The organism is Rhizobium sp. 'Codium 1' (genome assembly GCF_020889605.1).
Lineage (GTDB): Bacteria > Pseudomonadota > Alphaproteobacteria > Rhizobiales > Rhizobiaceae > Allorhizobium > Allorhizobium algae.
Window position 1 is genome coordinate 548,909 of record NZ_JAJGPW010000002.1, and the last position, 17,109, is coordinate 566,017.

A 17,109-nucleotide genomic window follows, 5' to 3' on the forward strand; every position below is an offset into this window, starting at 1 on the left:
CGAAATATGACGGACGCGATGCTCGGAGCCACCCTCGGCAAGACTGGCGCCGATTTTCGTCTCTGGTCGCATCATGCGGATCGCGTGGAGCTCTGCCTCTTCGACGAGCGGGGCGAGGCTGAGCTGGTCCGCATCCCCATGTCCCGCGACGAAGACGACGTAAACCACGTCTTCGTCGAAGGCTTGAAGGAAGGCGCACGCTACGGCTTCCGCATTCACGGCCCTTATGATCCGGCCGAAGGCCACTGGTACGACCCATCCAAGCTGCTGATCGATCCCTACGCCACCGAGCTGGACCGGTCTTTTGTCTATGATCCAAGGCTTGGCCAGTTCGGCGTCGAGACGGCCGATCTGATGCCGAAGTCGATCGTGAAGGCGCACAAGCTGCTGAAGCCCATGATGCCGCTCGGTGAGCGCACCGGCTTCATCTACGAGGTCAACGTCAAGGCGCTGACCATGCTGCATCCTGACGTGCCCGATGCTCAACGCGGCACGCTATCCGCCCTCGCCCATCCCGCCATCCTCGCCCATCTGCGCCGCATCGGCGTCGACATGGTCGAGCTCATGCCGATCACCGCCTGGATCGACGAGCGTCATCTTCCACCGCTCGGCCTCACCAACAGCTGGGGCTACAACCCCGTCGCCATGATGGCGCTCGATCCGCGTCTCGTGCCCGGCGGTGTGAAGGAATTGCGCGAGACGGTCGCGGCCCTGCATGCCGAAGGCATCGGCGTCATCCTCGACCTGGTCTTCAACCACACCGGCGAAAGCGATGTCCACGGCACCACGCTCTCCCTGCGCGGCATCGACAATCGCTCCCTCTTCCGCCATGTGGCGGGCGATCCCGCAACTCTCGTCAACGACACCGGCTGCGGCAACACGCTCGCCTGCGACCACCCCTTTGTCCGCCGGCTGATCGTCGACACCCTGCGCCACTTCGTCCTCTCTGCCGGAGTCGACGGCTTCCGCTTCGACCTCGCCCCGATCATGGGCCACCACTGGGATGGCTTCCATCAGGACGCCCCGACCCTCAAGGCCATTCTCGAAGACGAGGTGCTGGAGGACCGCATCCTGATCGCCGAACCCTGGGACATCGGCCCCGGCGGATACCAGCTCGGCCGTTTCCCGCCCGCCTTCCTCGAATGGAACGACCGCGCCCGCGACACCTTCCGCCGCCACTGGCGCGGCGACGCGGGAACGACGGGCGATCTTGCAACGGCGCTGGCCGGCTCCGCCGATCTCTTCGCCCATGACGGTCACAGCCAGACCCGCAGCGTCAACTTCATCGCCGCCCATGACGGCTTCTCGCTCTACGACCTCGTCTCCTTTGAGCACAAGCACAACGAGGCGAACGGCGAGGATAACCGCGATGGCCACAACGAGAACCATTCCTGGAACAACGGCACCGAGGGCGAAACCACAGACAAGGCGATCCTGAAGAAGCGCCGGCAGGATGTCGAAGCCCTGCTCTCCACGCTTTTTGCCAGCCGCGGTGCCGTCATGCTCACCGCCGGCGACGAGTTCGGCCGCACGCAACGCGGCAACAACAATGCCTATTGCCAGGACAATGCCCTCACCTGGCTTGACTGGTCAAAGACAGATGAAGACTTGATCGAAACCACCGCGCGCCTTGCCGCCATGCGCCAGCGCTTCTCCTGTTTCATGGACACGGCCGTTCTGACAGGCGATGGCGATGTCGAATGGCTGAATGTCGAAGGCCTGCCGATGACCGCCGGCGACTGGCAGACATCGGATCTCGGCTCCTTTGCCATGCTGCTCACGGCCATCGATCGCGAAACCGGCAAGGATTGTCGCGTCGCTGTGCTGGTGAACCGGTCGGCGGACACGCAGGACTATATGCTGCCGATTGCAGAAAGGCGCAAATGGCGCCGTCTGCAGACCGGACGAAGTGCTGCCAAGGCGAGCGTAAAGCCTCGGACGGTGGATTTCTGGGTCGAGAGCTAGAATTCTCGCCGATCTGTGACCGAACCCTATTCCGCATGACATCAAGCGGCTGTAGCCTGCGGGAATTATTGAAGGATCGGGTCTTTTCATGCCGCAAGAGATTTCACTCAGGGACGTGCCGGGCCTCGTCGGAAGCGTCGTCGGCCTGTCTGACTGGATCACCGTCGACCAGACGATGATCGACGCCTTCGCAGGCGCCACCATGGACCATCAGTTCATTCACACCGACCCGGTGCGGGCTGCGGCCGAAACGCCTTTTGGCGGCACGATCGCCCACGGATTTCTGACGGTCTCGCTGCTGTCGGCCATGAACTTCAATTGTCTGCCCAAGATCCGTGAGCAGACTCTCGGCATCAATTACGGCTTCGACAAGCTGCGTTTCATGTCGCCGGTCAGGACGGGCAAGCGTATCCGGGGATCGTTCAAACTCGCGGCAGCCCGCTTCCGTGGGGCCGGCATGCTGATGAACACCTATGAGGTGACCGTCGAAATCGAGGGCGAGCGCAAGCCGGCGCTGACCGCCGACTGGATCACCATCTCCCAGTTCGACCCGAAGGATCGGCCGGACAACATCTGATACGTGGAACGAGGACAGTCATGAACGATGAGCGCGCTGAAGTCATCCGGCAGAGCTTTCTCCGTCAGGCCCGGGCCTGCGAAGATCTTGGGTCGCCGTTTACCGCTCGTCTCTGCACGCTCGTGGCAGAACGGCTGACCGAAGAAACCCCGGTCGGTGCCACGATCCTCGGCTGGCCTGGAAATCCTGACGTTGCTGGCGACGCGCTGGCGCTGCGGCTGGCGGGCACGCTGCATGCGCTGGTCCGCTCTGGCCGGGACCCGGCATTGTCAGCCGTCTATCCACCCCATACCGTCGGCGACGACACATTCTGGTCCAGCGTGGAGGCCGCCATCCACCGCGACGAGGCCTTCATTCTCGATCGCCTTGCATCGGCCCCGCAGACCAACGAGGTGCGCCGTTCATCCGCCCTGCTTCCCGGCTTTCTGACCATCGCGACATTGACCGGAAAACCGCTGGTCCTGTCGGAAGTCGGCGCCAGCGCCGGCCTGAACCTGCAATGGGACCGCTACGCCTATCGGCTGGGCGATTTCAGTTGGGGCAAGGCCTCGTCAGTCGACCTCGCCCCGCGCTGGGAAGGTCCACCTCCCCCCGTGGCTGACATAGAGGTGGCCGAACGCGCCGGCTGCGACCTCAATCCCCTCGACCCGGCCTCCGAGGACGACCGCCTGCGGCTCTTCTCCTATATCTGGGCCGACCAGCAGGACCGCCTCGACCGAACGGCAGCGGCCCTTGCCATGGCCACCGAGAGCGGCCTGAAGGTCGAGAAAGCCGACGCGATCGACTGGCTGCGGCAACGCCTCGCCACGCCGCGGCAGGGCATGACGCATATCATCTGCCACACCATCGCCTGGCAATATCTGCCACCAGCGCTGAAGGCCGAAGGCGAAGCCCTGATCGCAGACGCCGGCGCCCGCGCGACAGAGGCCGCACCGCTGGCCCGCCTGCAGCTGGAAGCCGATGGCAAGCCCGAGGGGGCGGCGATCCTGCTCACGCTGTGGCCGACAGGGGAAACCCGCGAGATTGGCCGCGCCGACTTTCACGGGCGCTGGGTGAAATGGGTAGGGTGGGAAGGTTCAACTGCCTGAGTTGAACAAGGGCGGTCTTATGTCCGCATTCGGCCCTGAGCGGAAACCCTAAAAAATCATCCGACTGAAGGTTCATTCCGGCACAGATCAATGAATGCCCGCAACGGCGTCGATGTGAACCGGCTTGGATAATAGAGCCGTGGTCCCTCCTGCTCGGCCCACCACTCGGGCATGACCGGAACGAGAGTTCCGGCGCGGAAGTCATCTTCAAGCCAGTTGCGGAAAGTGCCGATCATCCCCAGTCCCGCTTGGGCATAGCTCAATCCCGTGTTCAAGGCGTTCACGCTGAGAATGAGCCGCGTCAGCGGCTTCACGTTTGCCGTTTCCTCTCCGTTTCGCAACGCCCAGGGAATGAGCGGTCCGCCAGGCAAGCGGTATCGGATGGCATAATGGTCCGTCAGTTCATGCGGGTGCTCAGGGAGGCCGTACTCCTTGAGGTAGGATGGTGACGCTGCAAGCGCGATCTGCTGCATGCGAGGACCGATCGGAACGGAAATCATGTCTTTTTCGACTGACGCACCATAGCGGATGCCCGCGTCGCACCCTGCCTCGATGATGTCGACGAGACTGTTTTCCGTGACGATCTCGACCTCCACGGTCGGATGTCTACGCTGGTATTCGACGATAAGGGGCGGCAGGATGTCCGGCATGACTGCACCTGGAACGTTTAGTTTCAGGCGCCCTTGGACGAAATTTGCCGAGCGCACTGCTTCCATACAAGCGGCATCCATCTCAGCCATCAGAGGCTGTATGCGACTTGCCAAGGCCTCCCCTTGTTCTGTCGCCCGGATGCTCCGCGTGGTTCGCTGAAGAAGCCGCACACCGAGCTGCTTTTCGATCCGAGAGACTGTCGTGCTGACTTTGGATGGCGCAATCCCCAGACGCATAGCCGCAGCACGGAAACCTCCTTCGTTCAGCACGGTCAGGAACACCTGCAGGTCGTTTGGAGGCACATTGTTCTGCATAGAGAACAGCCTATTCGAGATTTGGCGGATTATCAATAAAACAGACTGCAATTAGGTTGATTGCAACACGTGTCCGGAAGACCCTCACTCAAGGATTACAGCAATGCTCATCGTTACCGGTGCCTCTGGCAAACTCGGCCGCAAGGTCGTCGAGAACCTGCTTCTTCATGTCTCCGCTGGCGACATCGGCGTCAGCGTGCGTGATCCTAACAAAGTTTCGGATATGGAGGCACGCGGCGTGCGCGTGCGCCAGGGCGATTTCAGCGACGCCGCCAGCCTGCGCCATGCCTGGGCCGGGGCAAAACGACTTCTCCTCATTTCCTCCAACGCCGCTGCGACAGGCGGCAACCCGTTGCAGCAGCACGCCACGGCCATAAGTGTCGCACGCCAGATTGGGGTAGAACGCATATTCTACACAAGTCAGATATCCAGCTCGGCAACGTCTTTGTTCCCGCCGGGTCGTGATCATGCCGCTACTGAGGCGATGCTGGCGGAATCGGGTATTGCCTGGACAGCACTGCGTCACGGATTCTACGCAGCAAGTGCGCTGATGATGAATAGGCACGGTTTCGACGCGGGCAGGCTGGACGGTCCCGAAGACGGCAAGGTTGCGTGGGTGACACATGACGACCTCGCGGCCGCCGACGCGAAGCTGCTCGTCGGGAGCAAGGTGATCGACGGCCCGACAGCGCCGCTAACCGGAAGCGAGTGCCTGGGCCTTGCCGATCTTGCGCATGTCGCAGGAGAAATTCTTGGCAAGACTATTTCAAGGACGGTGATCAGCGAAGAGAGTGCCAAAGCGAATGCGCAGGCCGCAGGAATTCCTGAGGGGTCAGTGGCCGTTATGCTGGGATATTACCGCGCTGCCCGCGCGGGCGAGTTTGCGGTGACTGACCCCGCACTTTCGAGAATATTGGGACGCGCACCCCAGTGCATGAGGACATTCCTGCGAAGCAATCTCTAATTCGACTGTCTTTATGAATCAGCGACAACTGGATTAAGTCCGCTGTTGACGCCTAGCGGCCCACTGATCTCTGGGCCTCTGTTCCTGAACAAGCGCTCTATGGCGCTGCCATCCTCGCACGTGCGCCGAACCTGCACTCGAATGCAAAAAGGCCGGGTCACCCCGGCCTCTTCAAACCCTTCAAACACACGCCTCTCAGAGAGAGGCATCCTCTGCGCCCTCGGCCAGCATGCCGAACGCGTATTCGGCAAACGACCGCCAGCATTCGACGCGGAACGTCTCTTCCTCGACGCGGTAGAGGATGATCTCGATCTTGCCGAACACGGTACGCGTCACGGCACCCACCGGGAAGGCGGCAAGCGTGAGGTCGAGCGGGCTCGCCGCGTTGAGCGTGTCGGCAGCGGCCGGACCCGAGACGATGATCGCAGTGTTGCGATGGGAGATGTCGGTGGCAGAGTGAACCACGCCGGATGCTGCGCAGTCGGCCATCAGCGCATCGCCCTTCTCGTCGATCAGCAACCACTCGTCCGGCCCGATCCAGAATGCCGTGCGACCCTTGGTTGCCGCCGAGGTCTTCGGCTTCGTCGGGAGCTTGAGGCCGAGCGACTTGGAGAGGCCTGCCACGGCATCGGCACCAGCGCGCAGCGACACGCGGGTCGCGGGAAGCGCCGGGGTGAGCCGCACCTTGGCGCTGCCGCCGTGAAAGCCGGCAAGAACGGTCCTGCGGTCTGCAACAGACATATCAGCCATGGATGCGGCCTCCTTCCTTGTCAACGAACACCATGTCGGTGACCTCAACCGCGATGGTCTTGTCCTTCATCGGCACATAGAGCGTCTCGCCCATGCGCCCGCGTCCGCCGGCCACCATGGCAATCGCGATCGAGCGCCCGAGATTTTCCGACCAGTAGGACGAGGTCACATGCCCGAGCATGGTCATCGGCTTCGGCTGGTTCGGATCGGCAACGATCTGGCCGCCTTCCTCGAGAACCTCGTTCGGGTCCTTGGTCATCAGCCCGACCAGCTGCTTGCGGCCTTCCTTGACCAGATCCGGACGTTTCATGCCGCGAATACCGACGAAATCGGTCTTCTTCTTCGACACCGCCCAGGAGAGCCCCGCATCATCGGCAGTCAATGTGCCGTCGGTATCCTGACCGACGATGATGTACCCCTTCTCGGCGCGCAGCACGTGCATCGTCTCGGTGCCGTAGAGGCAAGCGCCGAGTGACTGAGCCCGCTCCCAGATCTGGCGGAGGACGTCAGCGCCGAAGTCGGCGGGAACATTGACTTCGAAACCGAGCTCGCCGGTGAAGGAGACGCGGAAGAGCCGTGTCGGCACGCCACAGAATTTGCCTTCGGCCACGCTCATATGCGGAAAGGCTTCGTTCGAAATGTCGATGCCCTCGACGAAGGGCGCAATGATGTCGCGTGCCTTCGGACCCTGGACGGCAATGACCGCCCATTGTTCCGTGGTCGAGGTGAGCCAGACCTTCAGCTGCGGGAATTCCGTCTGCAGATAGTCTTCCATGTGGTGCATGACGCGCGGCGCACCGCCCGTCGTGGTCGTCACGTGGAAACGATCCTCGGCCAGACGCCCGACGACACCATCGTCATAGATGAAGCCGTCTTCCCGCGTCATGATGCCATAGCGTGCCTTGCCCGGTTTCAGCGTGTCCCAGGCATTGGTATACATCAGGTTGAGGAACTTGGCCGCATCAGGCCCGACAACCTCGATCTTGCCGAGCGTCGAGGCGTTGAACACACCGGCCGTGTCGCGCACGGTCTTGCATTCGCGGTTGACGGAGGCATGCATGTCTTCGCCCGGCTTCGGATAATACCAGGCGCGCTTCCAGTTGCCGACGTCTTCGTAGACGGCGCCCTGGGAGACTTCATAGGCATGCATCGGCGTCTTGCGGGTCGGATCAAACAGCGCATCACGCGAGTGGTTGATCAGCGTACCGAAGGTGACAGGCGTATAGGGCGCGCGGAAGGTGGTGAGACCGACCTGCGGGATCTCCTTGCCGAGCACCTCGGCTGCAATGGCGAGGCCATGCATGTTGGACAGCTTGCCCTGGTCAGACGCCATGCCGTTGGTGGTGAAGCGCTTGATGTGTTCGATCGAATGCATGCCCTCGCGCACGGCAAGACGGATGTCCTTGGCACAGACATCATGCTGGAAGTCGACAAAAGCCTTGACGTTGTCCTCACGGCCCGCCCCTTCGGCAGCGCCGATCATGCCGCCGGTCCAGGCATGGGCATTGGAACCGGTGAGCGAAACGGAAGGCGTCCCGGTCGCACCCGCAGCCTTGGCCGAGGAAAGACCGGCAGCCGTTGCCTCGTCGAGCAGCGCCTGCAGGTCGTCAGTGCCATTGCAGCCACCGACGGAGACGCAATCCTGCGCGTAGACATCAGGCAGGAAACGGTCGTTTGCGGCATCATATTTCAGCTTGCCACGCGACTGCGAGAACATGTGCACAGACGGTGTCCAACCGGCCGACATCAGAAGCGAGTCGACCTCGATCTTGCGGGTGGAACCGCCGCCATTGCGGCGTACCGTAATCGAGCGGACGCGCAGGCGACCTGCCGTGTCGACCACGCCATGGCCGGTCAGCACCTCGATGCCAAGCGCACGCGCCTGGGCCAGAACACCCTCGCCCGGCTTCTCGCGGGCGTCGACGATGACCGGCACCGAGACGCCAGCCTTCTTCAGATCGATTGCCGCTTCATAGGCCGAGTCATGCGCCGTATAGACGCCAACTTTCGCACCGACGGCGACGCCGAAATGGTTCAGATAGGTACGGGCCGCAGAGGCCAGCATGATGCCCGGACGGTCGTTGTTGGCGAAGACCATGTGCCGTTCGATCGAACCGCTGGCGATGACCACCCGCTTGGCGCGGACCTGCCACAGCCGCTCGCGCGGCTGGTTCCTCGACGGTTTGGCAATATGGTCCGTGACGCGTTCGACCAGCGCCACGTAGTTGTGGTTGTGATAGCCGAAGGCGGTGGTGCGCGAGAGCACGGTGACGTTCGGCATGGCCTTGAGCTTGGCGACCACACTTTGCGCCCAGTCCCAGCCGCTCTGGCCCTCGACGGTCGCGCCCGTGTCGAAGTGGAAGGCGCCGCCCATCTCCGGCTGTTCATCGACGATCATGACGCGCACGCCCGTCTGGGCAGCCGCCAGTGCCGAAGCAAGACCAGCCGCACCGCCGCCCATCACCAGAACGTCGCAATGCGCATAGCGGTTGGCGTAGTGGTCCGGATCCGCTTCCTTCGGCGCATGGCCGAGACCGGCCGCACGACGGATGAAGGGTTCATAGATCTGGTGCCAGGCGGCCTTCGGCCACATGAAGGTCTTGTAGTAGAAACCGGCGGCGAAGAAGGGCGAGAGCAGGTTGTTGACCTCGCCGATGTCGAGCGACAGCGACGGCCAGCGGTTCTGCGTTTCGATCTTCATCCCGTCGAAGACCTCCTGCACCGTTGCCCGCACGTTGGGCTGGCGACGGGCAGCGTCCCGCGAGACGTCAAGCAGCGCATTCGGCTCTTCCGGACCTGCGGTCAGAATGCCGCGCGGACGGTGATACTTGAACGAGCGGCCGGCGAGATGCATGCCATTGGCAATCATCGCGGACGCGACGGTATCGCCTTCATATGCCGTCAACGTACGGCCATCGATGGTGAAACGGGCTGTCAGGGCGGGCGTCAGGCGGCCCTTTCCGGGAATACGGTTGGCAGCACTCATGCCTTTTCTCCCTTCGATGCAGACGGGGCAACCAGTGTTGCGGGATCAGGCATGGGCTCTCCGGCCTTGTAGGTCAGCAGGATCTTGTCGGAGATGGTGTCGCGGGCCGCGTTGAAGAAGCGCCCGCAGCCATGGATATGGCGCCAGCGTTCGAAGATCAGGCCCTTCGGATTGTCGCGCAGGAAGAAGTAATCGGCGAATTCCTCATCCGTGATCGAGGCGATATCGGCAGGGCGCGCGATATGCGCTTCACCGGCAGCGCGAAATTCGAGCTCTGCACGCTCTTCTTCGCAATAGGGGCATTTGATGACCAGCATGTTGGGCTATCCCTAAATTCAGTGCGCCACGGCAGCGGCGGCTGCCTCGTCGATGAGGCGGCCGGTACGGAACCGGTCGAGCGTCAGGCCCTGGGCCAGCCTGTGCGGCTCACCCTTGGCGATGAGATGGGCAAAGAGATTGGCCGAACCCGGCGTCGCCTTGAAACCACCCGTCCCCCACCCGGCATTGACGAAGAGGTTCTGAACCGGCGTGACGCTCTGGATCGGCGAGCGGTCGGCCGTGTTGTCGGTGATCCCGCCCCACTGGCGCATCATCTTCACACGACGGAACATCGGGAAGAGTTCGCAGATGGCGTCCAGCGTATGCGTGATGATCTGCATACCGCCGGTCTGGCTGTAGGAATTGTACTGGTCGGTACCGGCACCGATGACCAGCTCACCCTTGTCCGACTGCGAAATATAGGCATGTACGGTGTTCGACATGACAACGCAGGGGAAGATCGGCTTCAGCGGCTCGGACACAAGCGCCTGGAGCGGCGTGGAGTGAACAGGAAGACGCACGCCCGCCATGCCCATGACCACCGAGGAGTGGCCGGCTGCGGAAACGCCGACCTTCTTCGCGCCGATGAAGCCGCGCGTGGTCTCGACGCCGGTCACTTCGCCGTTCGGCCCGCGACGCAGGCCCGTCACTTCGGTGTTCTGGATAATATGCACACCGCGATCGGACGCTGCACGGGCATAACCCCAGGCAACCGCATCATGGCGCGCCGTGCCGCCACGTCGCTGGAGGGCCGCACCATTGATCGGGTAGCGGGCATTCTTCGAGATGTCGAGCGGCGGGCAGAAAGCCTTGGCCTGTTCCGGCGTCAACCACTCATTGTCGATGCCATAGAGACTGTTGGCGTTGACATGCCGCTTGAAGGACTGCTGGTCATGCACATTGTGCGACAGCATCATCACGCCGCGCGGCGAATACATGACATTATAGTTCAAATCCTGGGACAGGCCCTCCCAGAGCTTCAGCGAATGCTCGTAGATGTCCATGCTCTCTTCATAGAGATAGTTGGACCGGATGATCGTCGTGTTTCGACCGGTATTGCCACCACCGAGCCAGCCCTTCTCGATCACGGCGACATTGGTGATGCCGTGCTCCTTGGCGAGATAATAGGCGGCACCCAGGCCATGACCGCCTGCGCCGATGATAATGACGTCATAGGACTGCCGCGGCTCGGGAGAGACCCACTGAGCCTCCCATCCCTTGTGGGCACGCATGGCCTCACGGACAACGGCAAAGACCGAATATTTGCGCATTCGCCTTAAACTCCTGTGGTTCAGGCACTGGGGTAGGACGATACAACTCGCAGATCAACCCTCAACATGACGTCCGTTTTGCGACGCAATGTCACCCGGCTTTCGACACCTTGCCAAACGCACTCTTCGCGACCGAAAATTCTCGGCTACAAGCCTTGCACCATATGGACTTTGCCCACCTCTTCTGGTAATTCGCACCCTTAATCGCCGGACTCAGGGTCCGCGCGAAGCAATACGCTGTTTCCGTTGATGTGACCTCCATCGGCGGAAGGACCAACCCTAACAACCAAAGGAACGGGATAAACGTGCAGGTACTAGTCCGCGACAACAACGTTGACCAGGCGCTCCGCGCTCTCAAGAAGAAGCTGCAGCGCGAAGGTGTCTTCCGCGAAATGAAGATGCACGATTTCTTCGAAAAGCCGTCTGAGAAGCGCGCACGCGAGAAGGCCGAGGCTGTTCGCCGCGTCCGCAAGCTGGCGCGCAAGAAGATGCAGCGCGAAGGCCTGCTGCCGGCTGCTCGCGGCCGTTGATCGGCCCCGTTTTAGACGTTTTCCTGTGAAATGAGGGCGGGGGCGAAAGGAATCGCCGCCGCTCTTTTGATATGAAACACCAACTTGCGCTGTCTGGGGCCTGATGCGGCGCAGGCAGCGGCCGGATGATGCGCCTCATGACGAAAACCTCCGTGCTGACGACCGCCTCCAACACCGACCGCAAGCATAGCCTCGCGTCTGCGGTGGCCATGCTCGCCGCCCTGACTCTGGCAGGCTGCGCGACGACGACGGAAACGACCGATGTCATCCGCCTCGATCGCGCTCAGGGCTCCAATGAAAACATTGCGTCCCTGACCGCCGTCATCCAGGCCAATCCGCGTGCTCCGGAAGGTTACAATGTGCGCGGTTCGGCCTATGGCCGCGCCGGTCAGTTCAAGCCGGCGCTTGACGATTTCAACACCGCGCTGCAGATCAATCCGCAATTCTTCCAGGCCTATGCCAACCGCGCGCTGGTTTACCGCAACATGGGCAAGCCGGTCGAAGCGGCCGCCGACTACAATGCGGCGCTGAAGATCAACCCGAACTACGACGTCGCCTATATCGGTCGCGGCAACATCTATCGCCAGGCCGGCCGTATCGACGAAGCCTTCGGCGACTTCAACCGCGCCATCCAGCTCGACACCACCGACGGCCGCGCCTACCACAATCGCGGCCTGATCTACCAGCTGCGCGGAGACCACGCCAAGGCGATCGACGACTTCTCGAAGGCCATCTCGCTCTCGTCGCGCGCACCGGAGCCGTATAACGGCCGTGGCGTCTCCTATATCGCGCTGAACGACGATGAAAACGCCTTTGCCGATTTCAATCTGGCAATCGAGCTGAACAACAGCATCGCCGAAAGCTGGGCGAACCAGGCGCTCGTCTACGAACGCCGCGGTGACAAGGCACGGGCTGCCAAGTCCTACAGCCATGCGCTGCGCCTCGACCCGAAATATGAGCCGGCCAAGCAGGGTCTTGCCCGCACACGCGGCACCACCTGAAGCCTGGACGAGGCAAGGATATGAGAACGGCGGGGAGACCCGCCGTTTTTTTATGGCCGCGCGCCTCGTTCCAGGCATTCGCGCAAAGAAAAAGACGGCCCGTTTCCGGACCGCCTCTCACAGTTCAGAGATTCTGCGCGGTTCAGCGCATCATGAAGACGCCGGCGACAGACAGAACGATCCAGATGAACAGACCGCCGAGCAGACCGGCGCCTGCGAAGAATCCGGCAGCCATGGCAATCATCAGAGCGATCAGGAGCGCGGTGCCATACTTGGCGCCGGCGATGAAAAGGTCATAGGTCTTTTCGTGCTCCTTGTAGTCCATCGTGGCACCGGTTTCGACCGGACCGGAATGATGTTCGCTCATGTTCGATCTCCCAATTTTCAGGACTGCGGCACCCACGGCAGAATCACACCGGACACGGCTGCGGGCAAAATTTCATCTTTTTCCCGCATACACAAACGCCAGCGGGAGTGCAATCGCATCTGCGGCCTTGCGTCAATAATCCCGTCCGGCGACGGCGCCTGAAATCTTGCCGGCTGCCACAAGCCGCGCCGAGGGGAGGATCGTCAGGGGTGTCGTGGGCAATGCCCTCTCCCCACGCCCGAACATCATGCGCCGCTCGTAGACGCCCGAGTCGAAAAACGGGTAGCGCTTCAAAAGCTTCTCTCCCGTCGTATGGGTGTTCGTCGCCATGAGGGTGAGCTCCCGCCCATATACTTCGGTCATCCGCCGCTCGACGACGGTCTCAGCATAAAAGACGCGTTTGTAGAAGGCCGCATGGGGCGGCCGCACGGGTTGAAGGACCCGGTCGGCCTTGAAATAGGCGGCAGCAACGATGCTCGGTCTGAGCGTGATATAGGGAAGAACGGACACCTCGGATGCAAAAGCGGGATCGACCGCAAAGCGCGCGGGGTCGATGAGTGTCAGCCCTGCATCCAGATAGGCCTCCATGACATCGGGAAACACCTGGGCTGACTGCGAGAGCGGATGCTCCGGGGTCACGTGATGGAGCCTGATCGTGCTGACCAGCTCTTCGAAATAGTAGATCCCGAAAACATAGGCATGCGGATCGAAATCCGCCGCGTCGATCATGCTCGGCGCCGCGCGCGGGATCATGTCGGCTGCCTTGTAGGTCTTGTAGCGGAGCTGCTCGATCTCCTCGAAATCCTCGTGAGCCTCGATCCGCCGATACTCGATGAAATCGAGATGACGCATCAGTCGTTCCGAAAAGCCTTCAGCTTCCATGCCAGACGCTCGCTACGGTTACCGCCGATACTTTTGGGTATCACGCAGTGTGCCGCTTCGCGCCCCTAGATATTAATAATTAATTAAAGTCTTCGCAATTAAGGTTAACGGTGACGTCCGGGACCGATTGCGGGCGACGGGCATCAGTCTGTGCAGCATTTCAGGATCTTCCGCAGGTGTTGGACGGGTCTTGTTTCCGATGCGCCGAACTGTGGCGCCCTACCCGTCAAGCCCGGTGATTTCCGCTATCTCGGCAAGCGACTCCACGGCCTGCGCCGCGATCGGCATCGAAAAAACATATCCCTGCACCAGGTCCGCACAGTCATGTTTCCTGATCAGCGACAGCTGCTCACGCGTCTCCACGCCCTCAACGACAATCCCGATGTCGAGCCCCCGTGTGAGCGCGACAATGCCGCGCAACAGTTTCAGCCGCCGCGGGTCCTGTCCGATATCACGGACGAAGGAGCGATCGATCTTCACAACATCGACCGGAAGCGTATCCAGGTAGCTAAGGCTTGAGAACCCCGTTCCGAAATCATCGATCGAGATCGTGATCCCAAGGCTGCGCAAGCGATCGAGGACCGCACGCGCTTCGGACAATTCCTCGATCAGACTGCTCTCGGTGACTTCAAGATGCAGACGCTGCGGTGCAAGCCCCGTCTCCCTCAGGATTGCCTCGACCGAGTCTGACAGATCTTCGTGGCGAAGGTCATGGACGGACAGATTGACCGAGACGCCAATGGTTTCAGGCCAGCTGCGACAGTCGATGCAAGCCTTGCGCAGCACCTGTTGCGTGATGGACGAGACAATGCCCATCTCTTCGGCGATCTGAATGAAGATATTGGGCGGGATAGCCCCCTTCTCGGCATGATGCCAGCGAGCCAGCGCCTCGCAACAAACGAGGCCACGGCCGTCGGGCGTGAACATCGGCTGATAGACGACGGTGATGCCGTGATCATCGACGGCCGCACGCAGATCCGCCTTCAAACGTTGCCGTTCCAGATGGCGCGCATCCATCTCCTCTTCGAAGAGTGTGAACTGGCCGCGGCTGCGCGCCTTTGACTCGAAGAGCGCGATATCGAGCTTGACCGGCCACTCCTCCAGCTTCGGCTCCGCGCTCTCAAGCAGCACGCCACCGGCGGAGAAGACGACCGGTATCTGAGCTCCATCCACCTTGTAGCGGCTGCATGCCGCGAGATGCAGCTGTCGCATCTCGTTGCCGAGATCTTCGGATTGCTCCGCATTCGGGAAGAAGAGAATGAAGTGATCGCCGACCAGCCGTCCCACCACGGCCTTGCCGGCTGCGAGTTCCGTGAGCCGGGTCGCAATTGCCGAGAGCAGCCTGTCGCCGGCGAGATGACCCTTGAGATCGTTCACATGCTTGAAGTCGGCGACATCGAGAATCATCAGGCCGATCGTGGCACCGACAGCATCGGCCTGTTCCAGGCGTTCGCGCACGATCTGGCTGAAATAGGCCCGTTGCGGCAGTCCCGTCAGGCTATCGTAGCGGGCCATATGCAGGATCTTGCGGTCCGCATGCACGCGCGCAGTGACGTCCTCGAATATCAGGACGACGCCACCCTCATCCCGCCGCCGCGCCGAGAACTCCAGAACCAGATCCTCCGAGAAATGCATCACGGCGCGGTTTGAGATCCCCAGTGTCAGCTGAGAGAGCTGCTTCTGCAGGAGGCGGGGCATGGCACCCTCGACAAAGGTGTGACGCACGCCGTAGCGCAGCACGACATCGAGATCGCAGCCCGTCAGCCGCCGGCGATCTCCGAGATTGAGCAGCTCGCAGGCCTTGCGATTGACCACTTCGATCCTGTTGTCCGGATCGAGCATCAGAAGTCCATGCGTCATGTTGCTGAGCGCCGTGTCGAAACGATCGGCAATCTTCGCCATTTCCCGGGATGCAATGACGTTTTCATAGAGAAAGTCGCGCACCCCGTTCGCCATTGCCCGCGTGGTCAACCAGAAAGGGATCAACAAAAGCGACAGAAGCGACTTGTAGACATCCTGCGACAGCAAACTCCCGATCACCATAGGCGCACAGCAGGCCAGCGTCTGCAGATCCACCGCCAGCCGCGAACCATAATTGCGACCGACAATGGAGACCATTGTCGCCATGGCAACCGAGATGCAGGCAAGTTCTGCAAACGTACCCTGGAACGCCAGCAAGGCGTAGCCGCTGCCGATACCCAGGATCGCCATCGTCGCGGCGCCGCCCAACACGTAGCGCCGTTCCCATGCGGCGATCTGCGCACGGCTGAGCGCCAGCTTGTCCACCCGGTCAAAAACAAAGAAGGAGCGCAGACGAAAGGCAAAGATCAGGACGAAACAGCCGCAGAGCAGCAGATAGAAAGTTGCGCCGGTTTCCACGAAGACCGTCAGGAAGGTCAGGATATGGATCACCATGCCGGTGAACAGCGTGAAGCGGTTGTCGAACAGAGAGCTTACAAACGACAGGTAGACATCCGTGGGCACGTTACGGTCGCGCCCCTTGTCGGCCCTCATGACTTGCCCTCCCGGCGTGGTTGGACGGAAAACCTCAGCTGTCAAAAAACGTCTCTTCCCATACCAATGGCCGGCTCCCGGCAGAAAAACCTGTCCTGAAACGTCACAGTAAAAATCACGAAACGTAGCCAAGGCTAAAATGCACTGCTTCGAAGCGGGACGCAAACGCGTACGTCACAAGCCGTTAAGTCCCGCATAGGGAAAACGTTCAAATGCAACGGGACTGCCAGGCGCCCCTCCCGTACCGATGCGGCACACCCGGATCTGCAAGCGCATGAAAGTTCAACTTTCGTCGGGTGCCCGACAAGCACTGGCCTGTCCGGTTGCGCCCGGTTTGCCATTGCTCTAAGCACGAAAAGACAAGGGGAGAACAAATACAATGACAATTCTGTTGGCTATTTCCCGGCTGATCGACGCGATCAACGGGGCCATCGGGCGCTGGGTTTCCTGGCTGCTTCTGGCCGCCGTCTTGATCAGCGCCGGCAATGCCGTCATACGCAAGCTCTTCGACATTTCTTCGAACGCCTGGCTGGAGTTGCAATGGTACCTCTACGGCACCGTCTTCATGCTCGCCGCCGCCTATGCCCTGCTTCGCAATGAGCATATCCGCATCGACATCCTGTCGAGCGGATGGAAGAGGCGGACACGGGACTGGATCGACCTGATCCTCCACATCATCTTCCTAGTGCCCTTTTCCGCTTTGATGGCCTATCTGGCATGGCCCTGGTTCTGGCTGTCCTTCCGGTCGGGCGAGATGTCATCGAGCGCCGGCGGCCTGGTCATCTGGCCAGCCAAGGCCGTTGTCCTTCTCGGCTTCCTCCTGCTGACCGCCCAGGCCTTTTCCGAAATCATCAAGCGCGCTGCCGTGCTGATGGGTCGGATCAGCGACCCGAACATGGCGCCGCCAGTGACCGAAGGCTCGGAGGCCTGA

General features: G+C 61.3%; 15 protein-coding genes. 7 read left to right on the top strand and 8 right to left on the bottom strand.

Annotated elements, in window-relative coordinates; all coding sequences use genetic code 11:
- The first annotated feature begins 6 nt into the window (after nt 1-6).
- The 3 genes from glgX to LJE98_RS07775 all read left to right on the top strand — a co-directional run bounded on the left by glgX (nt 7) and on the right by LJE98_RS07775 (nt 3,630).
- On the top strand, nt 7-1,965 hold the full coding sequence (gene glgX / locus LJE98_RS07765) for a glycogen debranching protein GlgX (RefSeq protein WP_229574587.1): 1,959 nt from the start codon (nt 7-9) through the stop codon (nt 1,963-1,965).
- Between the two features lie 88 nt (nt 1,966-2,053).
- Nucleotides 2,054-2,542 (top strand): MaoC family dehydratase, encoded by a 489-nt coding sequence (locus LJE98_RS07770; RefSeq protein WP_229574588.1) that lies wholly within the window; start codon nt 2,054-2,056, stop codon nt 2,540-2,542.
- A 20-nt stretch (nt 2,543-2,562) separates the two neighbouring features.
- Entirely contained in the window at nt 2,563-3,630 is a 1,068-nt protein-coding gene (locus tag LJE98_RS07775; RefSeq protein WP_229574589.1) for a DUF2332 domain-containing protein, read from the top strand.
- 56 nt (nt 3,631-3,686) lie between these two features.
- Here LJE98_RS07775 and LJE98_RS07780 read toward each other — a convergent pair whose 3' ends face one another.
- Nucleotides 3,687-4,595: a LysR family transcriptional regulator gene (locus LJE98_RS07780; RefSeq protein WP_229574590.1), complete on the bottom strand. Its 909-nt coding sequence runs from the start codon at nt 4,593-4,595 to the stop codon at nt 3,687-3,689.
- A 103-nt stretch (nt 4,596-4,698) separates the two neighbouring features.
- Between LJE98_RS07780 and LJE98_RS07785 the strand changes: the two genes are divergently transcribed.
- The gene (locus LJE98_RS07785; protein WP_229574591.1) at nt 4,699-5,559 is read left to right on the top strand and encodes an NAD(P)H-binding protein; all 861 of its coding nucleotides are present in this window, start codon (nt 4,699-4,701) and stop codon (nt 5,557-5,559) included.
- Between the two features lie 195 nt (nt 5,560-5,754).
- Here LJE98_RS07785 and LJE98_RS07790 read toward each other — a convergent pair whose 3' ends face one another.
- The 4 genes from LJE98_RS07790 to LJE98_RS07805 are packed head-to-tail and all read right to left on the bottom strand — an operon-like array spanning nt 5,755 to nt 10,884.
- Complete coding sequence (locus LJE98_RS07790; RefSeq protein ID WP_229574592.1) at nt 5,755-6,309, bottom strand: sarcosine oxidase subunit gamma; 555 nt, start codon at nt 6,307-6,309, stop codon at nt 5,755-5,757.
- Nucleotides 6,302-9,295 (bottom strand): sarcosine oxidase subunit alpha, encoded by a 2,994-nt coding sequence (locus LJE98_RS07795; RefSeq protein ID WP_229574593.1) that lies wholly within the window; start codon nt 9,293-9,295, stop codon nt 6,302-6,304. Before LJE98_RS07795 ends, LJE98_RS07790 begins: the two co-directional genes overlap by 8 nt.
- Entirely contained in the window at nt 9,292-9,612 is a 321-nt protein-coding gene (locus LJE98_RS07800; RefSeq protein WP_110791586.1) for a sarcosine oxidase subunit delta, read from the bottom strand. Before LJE98_RS07800 ends, LJE98_RS07795 begins: the two co-directional genes overlap by 4 nt.
- Before the next feature lie 18 nt (nt 9,613-9,630).
- A complete protein-coding gene (locus LJE98_RS07805) occupies nt 9,631-10,884 on the bottom strand; it encodes a sarcosine oxidase subunit beta family protein (protein WP_229574594.1) in 1,254 nt (417 codons plus the stop codon).
- A 305-nt stretch (nt 10,885-11,189) separates the two neighbouring features.
- Between LJE98_RS07805 and rpsU the strand changes: the two genes are divergently transcribed.
- Together rpsU and LJE98_RS07815 are read left to right on the top strand one after the other, a co-directional pair.
- The gene (rpsU, locus tag LJE98_RS07810; protein ID WP_062280187.1) at nt 11,190-11,414 is read left to right on the top strand and encodes a 30S ribosomal protein S21; all 225 of its coding nucleotides are present in this window, start codon (nt 11,190-11,192) and stop codon (nt 11,412-11,414) included.
- 209 nt (nt 11,415-11,623) lie between these two features.
- A complete protein-coding gene (locus LJE98_RS07815) occupies nt 11,624-12,415 on the top strand; it encodes a tetratricopeptide repeat protein (protein WP_229574949.1) in 792 nt (263 codons plus the stop codon).
- 142 nt (nt 12,416-12,557) lie between these two features.
- On the opposite strand, the gene LJE98_RS07820 is transcribed toward LJE98_RS07815, so the two are convergent.
- The 3 genes from LJE98_RS07820 to LJE98_RS07830 form a co-directional block, all read right to left on the bottom strand.
- Nucleotides 12,558-12,782, bottom strand: a complete 225-nt coding sequence (locus LJE98_RS07820; protein ID WP_229574595.1) for an aa3-type cytochrome c oxidase subunit IV — start codon at nt 12,780-12,782, stop codon at nt 12,558-12,560.
- 132 nt (nt 12,783-12,914) lie between these two features.
- Nucleotides 12,915-13,634: an N-acyl amino acid synthase FeeM domain-containing protein gene (locus LJE98_RS07825; RefSeq protein WP_229574596.1), complete on the bottom strand. Its 720-nt coding sequence runs from the start codon at nt 13,632-13,634 to the stop codon at nt 12,915-12,917.
- A gap of 249 nt (nt 13,635-13,883) precedes the next feature.
- Nucleotides 13,884-16,178 (bottom strand): putative bifunctional diguanylate cyclase/phosphodiesterase, encoded by a 2,295-nt coding sequence (locus tag LJE98_RS07830; protein ID WP_229574597.1) that lies wholly within the window; start codon nt 16,176-16,178, stop codon nt 13,884-13,886.
- Between the two features lie 379 nt (nt 16,179-16,557).
- Here LJE98_RS07830 and LJE98_RS07835 point away from each other — a divergent pair, with 379 nt between their 5' ends.
- Nucleotides 16,558-17,109 (top strand): TRAP transporter small permease subunit, encoded by a 552-nt coding sequence (locus LJE98_RS07835; protein WP_229574598.1) that lies wholly within the window; start codon nt 16,558-16,560, stop codon nt 17,107-17,109.

What these genes read in the sequence shown, in the direction of transcription:
- glgX (WP_229574587.1), top strand. Translation starts at nt 7, where the DNA reads ATGACGGACGCGATGCTCGGAGCCACCCTCGGCAAGACTGGCGCCGAT.
- LJE98_RS07770 (WP_229574588.1), top strand. Translation starts at nt 2,054, where the DNA reads ATGCCGCAAGAGATTTCACTCAGGGACGTGCCGGGCCTCGTCGGAAGC.
- LJE98_RS07775 (WP_229574589.1), top strand. Translation starts at nt 2,563, where the DNA reads ATGAACGATGAGCGCGCTGAAGTCATCCGGCAGAGCTTTCTCCGTCAG.
- LJE98_RS07780 (WP_229574590.1), bottom strand. Translation starts at nt 4,595, where the DNA reads ATGCAGAACAATGTGCCTCCAAACGACCTGCAGGTGTTCCTGACCGTG.
- LJE98_RS07785 (WP_229574591.1), top strand. Translation starts at nt 4,699, where the DNA reads ATGCTCATCGTTACCGGTGCCTCTGGCAAACTCGGCCGCAAGGTCGTC.
- LJE98_RS07790 (WP_229574592.1), bottom strand. Translation starts at nt 6,309, where the DNA reads ATGGCTGATATGTCTGTTGCAGACCGCAGGACCGTTCTTGCCGGCTTT.
- LJE98_RS07795 (WP_229574593.1), bottom strand. Translation starts at nt 9,295, where the DNA reads ATGAGTGCTGCCAACCGTATTCCCGGAAAGGGCCGCCTGACGCCCGCC.
- LJE98_RS07800 (WP_110791586.1), bottom strand. Translation starts at nt 9,612, where the DNA reads ATGCTGGTCATCAAATGCCCCTATTGCGAAGAAGAGCGTGCAGAGCTC.
- LJE98_RS07805 (WP_229574594.1), bottom strand. Translation starts at nt 10,884, where the DNA reads ATGCGCAAATATTCGGTCTTTGCCGTTGTCCGTGAGGCCATGCGTGCC.
- LJE98_RS07815 (WP_229574949.1), top strand. Translation starts at nt 11,624, where the DNA reads ATGCTCGCCGCCCTGACTCTGGCAGGCTGCGCGACGACGACGGAAACG.
- LJE98_RS07820 (WP_229574595.1), bottom strand. Translation starts at nt 12,782, where the DNA reads ATGAGCGAACATCATTCCGGTCCGGTCGAAACCGGTGCCACGATGGAC.
- LJE98_RS07825 (WP_229574596.1), bottom strand. Translation starts at nt 13,634, where the DNA reads ATGCGTCATCTCGATTTCATCGAGTATCGGCGGATCGAGGCTCACGAG.
- LJE98_RS07830 (WP_229574597.1), bottom strand. Translation starts at nt 16,178, where the DNA reads ATGAGGGCCGACAAGGGGCGCGACCGTAACGTGCCCACGGATGTCTAC.
- LJE98_RS07835 (WP_229574598.1), top strand. Translation starts at nt 16,558, where the DNA reads ATGACAATTCTGTTGGCTATTTCCCGGCTGATCGACGCGATCAACGGG.